At 70.9% G+C, this 12,549-nt stretch carries 7 protein-coding genes; 6 read left to right on the plus strand and 1 reads right to left on the minus strand.

Features of this window, described 5'->3' with window-relative positions:
• Nucleotides 1-539 precede the first annotated feature (539 nt).
• The 5 genes from ACFV2X_RS05940 (at nt 540) to ACFV2X_RS05960 (ending at nt 6,586) form a co-directional block, all read left to right on the plus strand.
• Nucleotides 540-1,898 carry an MFS transporter gene (locus ACFV2X_RS05940; RefSeq protein WP_385611943.1) on the plus strand — a complete coding sequence of 453 codons (1,359 nt, stop codon included), beginning with the start codon at nt 540-542 and terminating at the stop codon, nt 1,896-1,898.
• A gap of 154 nt (nt 1,899-2,052) precedes the next feature.
• Nucleotides 2,053-2,589 carry a hypothetical protein gene (locus ACFV2X_RS05945; protein ID WP_385611945.1) on the plus strand — a complete coding sequence of 179 codons (537 nt, stop codon included), beginning with the start codon at nt 2,053-2,055 and terminating at the stop codon, nt 2,587-2,589.
• 201 nt (nt 2,590-2,790) lie between these two features.
• The gene (locus ACFV2X_RS05950) at nt 2,791-3,573 is read left to right on the plus strand and encodes a polysaccharide lyase family 7 protein (protein ID WP_385611948.1); all 783 of its coding nucleotides are present in this window, start codon (nt 2,791-2,793) and stop codon (nt 3,571-3,573) included.
• A gap of 230 nt (nt 3,574-3,803) precedes the next feature.
• Nucleotides 3,804-5,684 (plus strand): serine/threonine-protein kinase, encoded by a 1,881-nt coding sequence (locus ACFV2X_RS05955; RefSeq protein WP_385611951.1) that lies wholly within the window; start codon nt 3,804-3,806, stop codon nt 5,682-5,684.
• A gap of 44 nt (nt 5,685-5,728) precedes the next feature.
• Nucleotides 5,729-6,586 (plus strand): class I SAM-dependent methyltransferase, encoded by an 858-nt coding sequence (locus tag ACFV2X_RS05960; RefSeq protein WP_385611953.1) that lies wholly within the window; start codon nt 5,729-5,731, stop codon nt 6,584-6,586.
• A gap of 85 nt (nt 6,587-6,671) precedes the next feature.
• On the opposite strand, the gene ACFV2X_RS05965 is transcribed toward ACFV2X_RS05960, so the two are convergent.
• Nucleotides 6,672-8,516: an asparagine synthase-related protein gene (locus ACFV2X_RS05965; RefSeq protein ID WP_385611956.1), complete on the minus strand. Its 1,845-nt coding sequence runs from the start codon at nt 8,514-8,516 to the stop codon at nt 6,672-6,674.
• Between the two features lie 177 nt (nt 8,517-8,693).
• Here ACFV2X_RS05965 and ACFV2X_RS05970 point away from each other — a divergent pair, with 177 nt between their 5' ends.
• Nucleotides 8,694-12,533 carry an XRE family transcriptional regulator gene (locus ACFV2X_RS05970; RefSeq protein WP_385611959.1) on the plus strand — a complete coding sequence of 1,280 codons (3,840 nt, stop codon included), beginning with the start codon at nt 8,694-8,696 and terminating at the stop codon, nt 12,531-12,533.
• Nucleotides 12,534-12,549 lie beyond the last annotated feature (16 nt).

A 12,549-nucleotide genomic window follows, 5' to 3' on the forward strand; every position in this document is an offset into this window, starting at 1 on the left:
CGCATGGCAAGGTCTGGCAGCGGCTTCGAGTGAAAATCCTGGAAAAGCGGAACTACGGCATCCCGTTGGGGCCTCCATGGCCGAAAAAGAGCGGTCATGAAACTTTCAAGTTCTTGTCCGCCTCAGCATTCACCGGGTGATCGCCCGTTGGCAAGGTGTGACCGCCTGGGAATTTTTACGCTGAACTACGCATACTTATTAGCTGTCGATCGGGTGGTTGGGGGGCGATTCGTGGTCATGGTGGGTCGTTATGCGGAAAGTGGTGGGGGTGGTGCCGCATGGTGCGCTCTGTGCAACTTTTGGAGATGTGTCCACCCGTAGCCGCGGCGGACGTTTATGGCTGGTGAGCTGTGTAAAGAGGCGCTTATTCGTCTCCGGAACCCGCGACATCCCCCGGCTAAATCGGATGACCAGGCTTCCTTGTCGAAATCGAATTTCGGGGTTTAGAGTGACACCCCGCTCCGATTCGTGTTGCATGCGAGGCCGTCCCCATCTGGACCCGGACCGTTTGGTTCCGGGCATACCGGAAGTGAACCCCCATGCCCGATTCCCCCGCCAAGATCGCGCTCGAGACCGCCCGTCCCGGACCGGCCGTCGCGCCACCGCCGGAGCCGAAGAGCAAGGCAGCGCGGATCGCCGTCGCGAGCCTGATCGGCACCACGATCGAGTACTACGACTTCGCCGTGTACGGCACCGCTGCCGCGCTCGTCCTCGGCCCGGCCTTCTTCCCCTCCGGGAACGACACCGCCTCCTCCTTGGCCGCGTTCCTCACGTTCGCCGCGGCCTTCCTGGCCCGCCCCCTCGGCGTCGTACTGTTCGGGACGATCGGTGACCGGCTGGGCCGCCGACGGGCCCTGGTCACCTCACTGTTGCTGATGGGCGTGGCAACGGTGGGCGTCGGACTGTTGCCGACGTATGAGACCGCGGGACTCCTCGCTCCCGTCCTGCTGGTGACGCTCCGCCTGCTGCAGGGGGTGAGCATGGGAGGCGAGTGGGGTGGCGCGGTGCTGCTCTCCGTGGAACACGCGCCACCCGGGCGCCGTGCGCTGTACGCGTCCATTCCCCAGGCCGGCCCCTCGCTCGGCTTCCTGCTGTCCAGCGCCGTCATCCTGCCCACCCTCCACCTCGCGGGCAGGGACGGCTTCACACACGGCGCCTGGCGGATCCCCTTCCTGCTCAGCACCGTCCTCGTCCTGATCGGCCTGTGGGTGCGTACGACGGTCTCCGAGTCACCCGTGTTCAGCCCGGAGGCCACCCGTACGGCACCGGCGCCGACGCCGGTGTCCCGCTTCCCGCTCGGTGTACTTCTCCAACAGCATCCCGGTCGGCTGCTGCTCGGCGTCGGCGCGGCGCTCGGTGGATCGGCCGTCTACTACCTGACGATCGTCTACAGCATTTCGTACGGACCGAAGTCACTCGACATCCCCCAGAACACGATGCTGACCGCTGCGAGCGTCGGTGCCGCGGCCGGAATCGCCATCACCGTCCCGGCCGCCAGGCTCGCCGACCGGGTCGGCCGCCGCCCGGTGATGCTGACCGGGGCTGTCGGCTGCGTGTTATGGGCCGTGCCCATGTACGCCTCGCTGAGCTCGCGCGACGCCCTGACGATCACCGGCGCCTATACGGTCGGACTCGTGCTGCTCGCGCTGATGTTCTCTCCGGTGGCGGCATTCCTGGCCGAACTGTTCCCCGCCCGGCTGCGCTACACCGGTGCCTCCGCGGCCTTCATTCTCGCCAACACCCTCGGTGGCGGCTTCGCCCCGTCCATCGCTACCTGGCTGAACAGCCAGTGGGATTCACCGCTCTTGCTCGGTTTCTACACCGGCGGGCTCTGTCTGGTGAGCCTCCTGTGCCTGTTGGCCCTGCCGGAGACCCGCGACTGCGAGTTCGACACCTAGACGGTCGGTGTCCAATGTGCCTCCACACGGACACGAGCGAGGCCGAACGCGTCGGCCACCCGCCCTGCGGGAGGCGATTACCGCAGGTGCTAGCGTGAAGCGGATCCGGCCGGTCCGTCCGGCGAACCTGTGTCCTGACGGGGGACCTTCCGCCATGCGCCACCTTCCTCGCGTCGCCACGTTCGGCGCCCTCGCCGCCTCCGCCCTCCTCGCCCTCTCGGCCTGCTCCAGTGGCGGCTCGGATGACGCATCGTCCGATGCCGACGGGAAGAGCGGGAAGCAGAGCGGGCAGCAGAGCGCGAGCAGCAGCGGCTCGCCGGGCGCGAAGGCCACGTCGTCGCCGTCCGCCGGGGCGAGTGGTGCGGCCGGTGGATCCGGCCCCGCCCAGCCCGTTACGTCCAAGGTCGAGGTCAGCATCAAGTCGTGCCAGCTGCGCGACGCGGCCAAGCTGTTCGCGGTCGTCCAGCTCGACAACGTGAACGGCGCGGCGGACTACGCCTACACCGTCAAGGTCCGCTTTCTGAACTCCGCGCACCCCGACAAGGCGGTCTACGCCACCCTCGCCGACCAGCCCGTCCAGGCCGGAGCCCGGAAGAGCGCGCTCGCGTCCGCCGCCTGGAAGGGTGACTCCGCCGCGATGCCACAGACCTGCGAGGTGGCCAAGGCGACCAAGGTGAAGCTGGCCGGCTGACCCCGGCCGCGGCCGCGTGTGGCCGGGGCCGCGCCACGGAGTGTCGCCGCCGTCACCGGGACCCGTCCCGGTGACGGCGCCGAACAATGGCGAACGACCCACGCCCGTTCCGCGCCGGCGGGACCAGTGCGACGACGTCTCCACGTTTCGAGGGAATTGACGGTCGCGCTTGTTCCCCTCGCTCAGGAAGGAAGACCGCACATGTCGCGTATGCGCATCATCGTCCTCGCAGGCATCTCCGTGGCCGCCTCGACCGCCGCCCTCGTGCTCCCCGCGCAGGCCGATACGTCCACCCGTCACGACGCCACCGCCGCCCGCTGCACATACCCCGCCGACGTCCTCGACCTCACCAACTGGAAGATGACCCTCCCCACCGGCGACGAGGAGGACCCGACCGAGATCACACAGCCCGAGCTCGCCACCTTCGCCGCCAAGCCCTGGTTCCGGGTCAACGAGGGGTGCGACGCGGTCCGGTTCCGAGCCGCCGTCAACGGCGTGACGACGGGCGGCTCCAGCTACCCGCGTGCCGAGTTGCGGGAGATGACGGACAACGGGGAAGAAGAAGCCAGTTGGTCGACCACCGAGGGCACCCACACCCTCGTGGTCAAGGAAGCGTTCTGGGCCCTGCCCAACGACAAGCCGCATCTGGTCGGCGCCCAGGTCCATGGCGGCGACGACGATGTCACGGTCTTCCGCCTCGAGGGCCGCAAGCTCTACATCACCGACGGTGACGACTCCCGCCACCACCTCGTCACCGACGACTACGAGCTGGGCACCGAGTTCCAGGCCAAGTTCGTGGCGAAGGGCGGAAAGATCGCCGTGTACTACAACGGGGAGCGCGAGACCACGATCTCCCACGACGGCGACACCAACTACTTCAAAGCGGGGGCCTACACACAGGCCAACTGCGGCAACTCGGACCCGTGCGACAGCGATAACTACGGCGAGGTCCGGATATCCAGTCTCAAGGTCACCCACTCCTAGTCAGAAATCACGGTGCCGGGCATCACAATCTCCACAGAAGGTGATGATTTCTGGAGTGGTGGGTGAATCCCCTTCTCAACCGGCCACGCCCGGCGCGCCACGGACACCTGCGGGGCCCGGGTTCACCCTCAAGAGCGCCGGAAACGCTGTGTGACTCTTCCCGTACGCAGTAAGTTCGATCCGCGTGCCTGTAACAGCAGGGTCCGGTCTTGCACGAGGGGAGAGTCGTTGTGCGCCGGGGGGAGAAAGTGGGCAAGTACCGGCTCACGAAGGGGCCCGTCGAGGGAGGAAGAGGGGCGGTCTGGTTCGCCGTCGACACGGAACTGGGCCGGCCCGTCGTCCTCAAGCGGGCCCTGCTCGAGGACAACAGCCAGGCCGGCTTCGACCAACTGCTGGCCGAAGCACGCGCGCTGGCGAAGTTCAGCCATCCGCATGTGGTCACCCTCTACGACGCCGTCCGCGCGGGCAAGGGCAAGAAGGCCACGTTCTGGCTGGTGATGGAGCATGTGACCGGCGGGAGCCTGGACGTCCCGGTGAAGATGGCCCCGCAGCTCGCTGCGCACATCGGCGCGCAGATCGCGGCCGCGCTGGCGGCCCTGCATGCCAAGGGGATCGTGCACTGCGACGTCAAGCCCGGCAATATCGTGATCACTCACGACAGAGTGGCCAAGCTGGCCGACTTCGGCGCCGCGTATCGAGCGGACGGCAGTGAGACGATCACGCCCAACGGCCCGATCAGCCTCACCCCGGCCTACGCCGCCCCCGAGGCGTTCCGGGCAGCGCCCGAGCGGGCGTCCGATGTGTTCTCGCTCGCTGCCACCCTGCACTGGCTGGTCACGGGGACTCCGCCGCTGCGCGGTCAGGGACGCGCGGTCCGGCTGGAGGCCATAGGCCCCCAGGTCGGGTCGCTCGGCGGGGTGCTCACCGCGATGCTCCAGCGCGACCCCAGGGCCCGTCCCACCGCGGCCGAGTCGCTCACCGCGCTCGCGGGCATCGCGGGATCGCCGGACCAGCTCCCGCCCCTCCCATTGACCTCGGCGACCAAGCCCTTTACGGACACCGTCGCCGGCGTCGAGGAACCGCCGGGCGGACAGCGGCGCCGGACGACGACCCTCGTCCGGCGCCGCCCGCTGCTCACGGCCGGTGTCGCCGCCTGTACGGCACTGGCCATTGCCGTTCCGTTCATCGTGATGAGCCTCGGTGACGAAGCCGACGCGGACAAACCCACCCCATCGGCGGGTGGCAGCACGCGCAGCAGCGCCGCGGGCTTCATCGGCGACCCACGTACGGCCGACCCCTGCGCCTTGCTGGACGCCACCGTGTTCGGCCGGTACGAGGAGGCTGAACTGGACGGTGACGAGGGCAACTTCAACCGGTGCGACGTCATCCTGAAGGAGCGCGGCGAGGACGTCGTGGACGTGAGGGTGGAGCTCGACGCCGACTCGCTGCCGGAGGGGGTGGCGAGCAAGACCACGGGCCGGGTGACCGTCATGAAACGCGCCGCCGGTGCCAAAGAGTGCGTGCGGCACATGGCGGTGACCGGTGCGCGCGGCAACAGCCTTCGGGTCACCGCGGCGGCGAGAGAGCCCAACGAGATCAAGGAGCCGCTGTGTCGCACCGCCGATGTCGCCACGGGCATCGCGGTCAAGGTGCTCAACGACGGTGAGATCCCCCGGCGTACCGCGGCCTTCCGGTCCAAGTCGCTGGCGCACCAGGACGCGTGCACGCTGCTCGACGCCAAGGCGCTGGAGAAGGTGCGCGGTATCGACGCCAAGGACCCGGACGTCGGATTCGGCCGCTGGGACTGCCAGTGGAAGAGCACCACCAACGACTTGGAGGTGGACCTGCGATTCGACCAGGGCGGAATGTCGAACGACGAGAACGCCCGGTTGGCCGACCTCGGCGGTCACAAGGCCATCGTTCTGGAGGGCTACGAGGGCGCGGGCAGCTGCCGCGTCGAAGTGGTCTACCGCGGCTACGTCGGCGTGGACCGGGAGGAGGGGACCGAGCGGCTGGTCCTCGACATCAAGGGGGCGGGCCGCAAGGGCAGGCCCTGCGAACTGGCCACCGAGCTCGCCGGTTCGGCCGCCGCCGCGCTGCCGTCCGGCTGACGGGCTGATTCCTCCACACAGCGCACAGGAAAGAGGGGACCACCATGGCAGACGAGCAGACCGGGGCGCCGGAAAGCAGTGCGGTGCGGGTCGCCCTCTGGCGGGCGATGCACCTGGAGGTCGATCCACCGCCCCATGTACTCGAGGACGGGATCGGCCGCGAGTTGGCGGCCCCCGAAGAGGACTGGCGCCGCCGCCCCGATATGGACCCGCACGCCACCAGCGGATTCCGGGCGTCCATCGTGGCCCGCGCTCGGTTCATCGAGGACCTGGTCGCCGAGCAGGCCGACCGCGGCCTCGCCCAGTACGTCATCCTGGGAGCCGGCCTGGACACCTTCGCGCAGCGCAAGCCGGAGATCGCCTCCTGCCTGCGGATCTTCGAGGTCGACCAGCCCGGCCCTCAGGCATGGAAGCGCCGCCGCCTGGCCGAACTCGGGTACGGCATTCCCGATTGGCTGCACCTGGTGCCGGTCGACTTCGAGGCCAGCGAGTCCTGGCTGGAGCAGCTGACCGCTGCCGGCTTCGAGCCCGGCCGGCCGACGGTCATTGTCTCCACCGGGGTCACCATGTACCTCACCAAAGAGGCCACCGCGGCCACCCTGCGCCAGATCGGCGGGCTCGCCCCCGACTCGACGCTCGCCATGACCTTCATGCTGCCACCCGAACTGGTCGATGACGCCGATCGGCCCGGCTTCCGTGCCAGTGCGGAAGGCGCGCGCGCATCCGGAACGCCATTCATCAGCTTCTACACGCCGGAGGAAATGCCGGCCATGGCCCGCGAGGCCGGCTTCAAGGACGCCCGACACGTATCGGGCGCCGTGCTGGCCGAGCGCTACTTCGCCGACCGCACCGACGGCCTTCGCCCGTCGAGCGGCGAGGACCTGCTGCTGGCCACCATCTGACCAACCCCTGCGTCAACGCGAGTCAGGATCACGATGCCCTCATCAGTGTGTGTATACGTCACCTGCGGGCGTAGCGTGATGCGGCTCATGGCGTGGCTCCGGTCAGCGTGGACGTGAGGTGGTGCGGCGTCCGCTCTTGTGAGCGCAGCCAGATTTCGCAGCCCACCGTGGACATCAGCGGTGCCAGGTCGGCGATCGAGGCGAGTGAATGCGCGACGCGGCGCAGGCGGTCGGGGTCGATCAGGCCGGCCTCGGCCAGCAGCGAACCGTCCAGCAACGTGGAGATCTCACCGCGCTGCCGGTCCAGGGCGCGATAGAAGTCCGCACAGTACCGGCCCTTTGTCGTGCGCCGCAGGATCTGCTCGGGAACGATGCCGTCCATCGCGGTTGTCAGCAGCGGTTTGAAACGCCCCGGGGCCGCGGCCTCCCACGGGCGGGCGGACAGGGCGGCGGCCACCACGGCGTCGTCGGTGTAGGGCAGCGCGAGATCGGGTCCTGGCAGGGACTTGTTGATCAGGCGCACGGTGTTACCGCCTTCCCGTACCTGGTGCAGTACGGCGTGGAGGGCGCGTTGGGGAGCAAGCGGCTCGGGGCAGCGTTCGGCGGCCTCCCGCAGCACGTCCCGCGCCGAGCGGGCGGCCTGCGGGGAGGCCCACGCGGGCATACGGGGTATTGGCTGCCAGCCGAGGTGATCCGCCGGCCCATGCGTGCGGTGGGCGGTCAGATGGTCGGCCGCCTCCAGCAGCCACCGGTGGTAGTCACGCCGGTCCGTCAGCGCCCGCAGCATGGCCCAGCGGCTGACACGCCAGTCGAGGCGTTGCCGCCGGGCCCGCTTGAGCACCATCCCCGGGTGCTGCGCCAAGGCGTCGATCCAGTGGGAGGGGGCCGGGGTGAACAGCTCGTCGCCGCCTCCACCGCCCAGATGCAGCCGGGACCCGCGTGCTTGGACACGGCGCAGCAAGTCGTCCAGCTTCGTGACGTCCCGCGTCCAGGGGCCGGGCTCCTGCGCGGCCAGGCGCAGCGACCCCAGCCCTGCGAACCAGTCGGGCGTCTCTTGCTGCCCGACCACCAGATGCGTGGCCGCGGGCAGCTCCCGAGCGGCCTGGGCGGCCCATGCGGCATCGTCATCGCGCGCGTCCACACCCTCCCAGCGCGCCGTCACCAGCGCGGCGTCACCGCGCGCGGCCAGAAAGCACAGGCTCGTCGAATCCAGCCCGCCGGACAGGTCCGCGCTGACCGTTCCCCCGCCCGCCGTACATGTGCCCACCGCCTCCATGAGCGCGGCGCGCACCTCCTGTGCCGCCTCGCCCAGCGGGAGGACAGGCTCGGGAGGGCACCACCAGCGCACCGTGCGTCCGCTGCCGTCGCGGGGCCACATCAGCGCCTCGTCCGGCCGTACTGCACGCACCCCCTGCCACATGGTGCGCCCGCCCAACGCCGCCCACGACACACCCGGTTCCAGCAGCCGCGCCGCCAGCATCTCCATGTCCGGTGCCGAACCGACCAGCTCGGCCAGCACATCCGCGTCCGAAGCCGCCACCGGTACGCCGTCCACGCGCGCGGTGAAGACGCGACACGCCGCAGAGGCCGTCCCCCGTGCCCATACGCTGCCGTCCACCGAGGCCAGCACGTGATAACCGCCCGCCAGCCCGGCGACCGCCCGCTCCACGTCCGGCGCGCTCCGCACCCGCGCGACCTTCCGGCGCAGCTCCTCCGGGGAGACGGTGAACCTGCCCGAGAGGGCGAGCCGCGTGGCCCCCGCCTGGACGGCGAGCATGTGCCCGTCGACCCGCCGGCCGACCAGCCAGGGTCTGCCCGACGCATGCCGCAGACAGCTCGACGCGCCTTCGTCGGGTTCGTCATGCCGCAGCCGCGCCGCCAGCGCGGCGGCGGCCTCCGTATCCGGCAGCACCACCCACCACCCGTTCACCGCAAAGCTCCTCCGCCTCGACCGACATCACGCCCTGGAACGCGCTGTTGTCCGCTCCCAGGTCTAGCGGCTCGGGCATTGTTCGGCTTCGAGCCCTGGTGCCGAACAAACAAGTCCTGAAAAATGTGACGACGCCGCGCCGGCCAGGACATGCGGCAACAAGGGGGAGGTGCGGCGATGCCGCGCAGGGAACGACCGCTGGAGCCGGGGGACGGCCTGTTACTGGAGTTCGCCGCGGGCCTCAGACAGCTGCGGCAGAAGGCCGGCAATCCGACGTACCGGAGACTGGCCGAACAGGCGCACTACTCGATTTCCACCCTGTCCTCCGCGGCCTCCGGGCAGCGGCTGCCGACGCTGGCGGTGACGCTGGCGTATGTGCGCGCCTGCGAGGGGGAGGTGGAGGAGTGGGAGCAGCGTTGGCGGGAAGCGGCGGAACAGCTCGGTGAAGGGCCCTCCGCCCTCGGCCCGGGGGAGGAGTCCGACGCGGACTCGCCGTATGCGGGCCTGCGGTCGTTCCGGGAACAGGACGCGGAGTGGTTCTTCGGCCGCGAGCAGCTGGTGGACGAGCTGGCCGGGCGACTGGAGCGACAGCGGTTCGTGGCCGTGATCGGGGCCTCGGGCTCGGGCAAGTCGTCCCTGCTGCGGGCCGGGCTGGTGCCGCGCCTGGAAGGAACGGCGAGGACAGTGGTGCTGACGCCGGGGCCGCGGCCGCTGGAGGAGTGCGCGGTGCGGCTGGGCGCGCTGGCGGGGGTCACGCCGGGCGGACTGTACGAGGAGCTGAAGGAGGCCCCGGAGAACCTGGGCCGCGCCGTGCGGCAGATCACCGTCCGCTCCGATGCGGCGGGCGGCGACGTGGTGCTGGTCGTCGATCAGTTCGAGGAAGCCTTCACCCTCTGCCGGGACGACTTCGAGCGGGACCGTTTCATCGAGGCCCTGGTCACCGCCGCCTCGGCCGGGGGCGCCCGGTGCCGGGTGGTGCTGGGGGTACGGGCCGACTTCTACACGTACTGCACCCACAACGCCCCGCTGGTGGAGGCGATGCGCGATGCGCAGGTGCCGGTCGGGCCCATGGGCCTGGACGAGCTGCGCCGGGCGGTGGTCAAACCGGCCCACCGGGCCGGACTCACCGTCGAAGGCGCGCTGCTGGCGACGCTCACGGCCCAGGCACACGCCCAGCCCGGGATGCTGCCGCTGCTGTCCCACGCGCTGCTCCAGACCTGGCGGCGGAGGCGCGGCAACGCGCTGACGCTGGACGCGTTCGAGGCTGCGGGCGGGCTTGAGGGCGCCCTGGTACGCACCGCGGAGGATTTCTTCCGGCAACTGAACGGGGAGCAGCGGAAGCTGGCCCGGCGGGTGTTCGTGCGGCTGACCGCCCTGGGCGAGGGCACGCAGGACACCCGGCGGCCGGCCCGCCTGGAGGAGCTGGAGGGGCTGGCCGAGGCCGACGGCGGCGATATCGACGCCGTGCTGCACCGTGCGGCCGCCGCGCGGCTGCTGACGCTGGACCGCGAGCGGGTGGAACTGGCCCACGAGGCCCTGATCCGGTGCTGGCCCCGGCTGCGCAGATGGCTGACCGAGGACCGTGAGGACACCCGGACCCTGCGCCGGCTCACCGACGCGGCGCAGGTCTGGGAAACGCTGGGGCGCGACCCCGGCGCGCTGTACCGCGGCACCCGCCTCACCATGGCCACCGGACTCGACCGCACGTCCCTGTCCGCCCCGGAGCGTGAGTTCCTGGACGCGAGCTCGGCCGCTCGGGCGGCTGAGCAAACGGCGGTGCGGCGCCGCACCCGGCTGGGACACCTGGCGGTGGCGCTGCTGAGCGCCCTGCTCGTCCTCACGACCACGACCGCGGTCCTCGCCGTCGTGGCGCAGCGGTCGGCGGACCGGCAGCGCGACGACGCCGGCGCACAGCGCGATGTGGCGAGTTCACAGCGGGCCGCCGAAAGGGCCGCGGCGGTACGGGCGGCCAACCCCGCCCTGGCCGCCCAGGTGAGTCTGGCCGCCTACCGGCTGTCGCCCACCCCGGAGGCGCGCGGCGCTCTGCTCAGCACGTTCGCCACCCCGTATGCCACAGAGCTGACCGGTCGGCGGATCGTGGTCACCACGGTGGCGTTCGCCCCGGACGGCTCCACGCTGGCCACCGGCGACGCCGACGGGACCGTGCGATTATGGCGGGTCGCGGATCCTCACCGGCCGCGTGAACTCGGCGCGCTGCCCCGCCTGGCCGGCCCCGTCCGCACGGTCGCCGTCAGCCACGACGGCCGTCTGGTGGCCGCGGGAGGCGAGGACGGCAAGGTGGCGGTGTGGGACATCGGCGATGTGCGGCGGCCTCGGCTCGAGGCGCGCCTGTCGGCCGACGCCGGTCCGGCCGTCGGAGTGGGATTCGGCCCCGGCGAGAGAACACTGGCGGTGGTCGCCCGGGACGGGATCCGGCTGTGGCGGCTTTCGGACGGTCACCGGCCACGCCGCCTCGCCGCGTTGGAGGTATCAGCCGCCGTGACCGCGGTGGCGTTCAGCCGGGACGGTCGGATGCTGGCCACGGGCCAGACCGACCACACCGTACGGCTGTGGGCAGTGCCCGCCTCCGGCGGGCGTCCGCGGCAACTGTCGGCCGAGGCCGACCCCAGCGGTACCGTGAACGCGATGGCGTTCGCCCCGGACGGCCGCAGGCTCGCCACCGGCGGCACCGACTACAAGGTGCGGCTGTGGGACGTGGCCACGCCACGCCACGCCCACCCGGTGAAGGCGCTCACCGGGCACACCGACGCGGTCACCACGGTGGCGTTCAGCCCCGACGGCCGCACACTGGCCAGCGGCAGCACCGACGCCACCGTACGGCGGTGGGTGGTGACCGCCGCCGGCCCTATCCGTGAACTGGGCGTTCTCTCAGGCCACACCAGCGGTATCGGATCGCTCGCCTTCAGCCCCGACGGGCTTACCCTGGTCACCGGCAGCGCGGATCAGACCGCACGTCTGTGGGATCTCCCCGGACCGGCCCTGACCGGCCACAGCAGTTCGGTCTACTCCGCCGCCTTCAGCCCCGACGGCCGCCTGCTTGCCACCGGCAGCTACGACCGGAGCGTGCGCATGTGGAGCCTCACGGACCTGCGCCGCCCCCGGGAGCTGCCCCCACTCACCGGCCACACGGGCCCGGTCAACTCCGTGGTCTTCCGGCCGGACGGGCGCGTCCTGGCCAGTGGCAGTGCCGACGGCACGGTACGGCTGTGGGCCCCGGAAGCATCGCGCCGTCCCCGCCTGCTGGGTGTTCTGTCGCCCCGCGTCGGCCACGTCAACGCGATCGCGTACAGCCCGGACGGCCACACCCTGGCCACCGGCGGTGAAGGAGGCACCGTACGGCTGTGGGACGTGACGGATGCGCGGCGTCCCCGTCTCCTGGCCGCCCTGCGGAGAGCGGGCGCCGTGGACTCCGTGGCGTTCGCCCACAACGGCCGCACCCTGGCCGTGGGCGACCGCAACCGCACGGCCAGCGTGTGGAATCTGGCCGACCGACGGCACCCGGGACGCTTGGCTGTCCTCGTCGGCCACACCGACGGGGTGAAATCCGTCGCGTTCAGCCCCGACGACCGCACCCTCGCCACCGGCAGCGAGGACCGCACCGTACGGCTGTGGGATCTGGCCGATCCCCGTCACCCGGTCCCGCGCAGCCGGCTCTCCGGCTACGCCGACGGCGTCATGTCCGTCGCCTTCGCCCCGGGCGGGCAGATGCTGGCCGCCGCGAGTTCGGACGACACGGTGCGGCTGTACGACATCGCCGGTCACGGTGGCGCCCAGGAACTGGCCCTTCTGGCAGGCCACAACAAGCCGGTCGACACGCTCGCCTTCAGCCCCGACGGCCGAACCCTCGCCACCGGCGGCGAAGACTGGACCGCGCTCCTGTGGGACCCCAGCGCCGAGCGGGTCGCCTCCCGGATCTGCGCCACCGCCTTCCCCGCCATGACCCAGGCCGAATGGCGCCAGTACTTCCCCCAGCACACGTACCGGCCACCGTGCTGAGGGAGTGGAGGTCGCA

This window comes from Streptomyces sp. NPDC059679 (assembly GCF_042734105.1).
GTDB lineage: Bacteria > Actinomycetota > Actinomycetes > Streptomycetales > Streptomycetaceae > Streptomyces.

Coding starts and splice junctions, on each gene's coding strand:
- ACFV2X_RS05940 (WP_385611943.1), top strand. CDS start 540: ATGCCCGATTCCCCCGCCAAGATCGCGCTCGAGACCGCCCGTCCCGGA.
- ACFV2X_RS05945 (WP_385611945.1), top strand. CDS start 2,053: ATGCGCCACCTTCCTCGCGTCGCCACGTTCGGCGCCCTCGCCGCCTCC.
- ACFV2X_RS05950 (WP_385611948.1), top strand. CDS start 2,791: ATGTCGCGTATGCGCATCATCGTCCTCGCAGGCATCTCCGTGGCCGCC.
- ACFV2X_RS05960 (WP_385611953.1), top strand. CDS start 5,729: ATGGCAGACGAGCAGACCGGGGCGCCGGAAAGCAGTGCGGTGCGGGTC.
- ACFV2X_RS05970 (WP_385611959.1), top strand. CDS start 8,694: ATGCCGCGCAGGGAACGACCGCTGGAGCCGGGGGACGGCCTGTTACTG.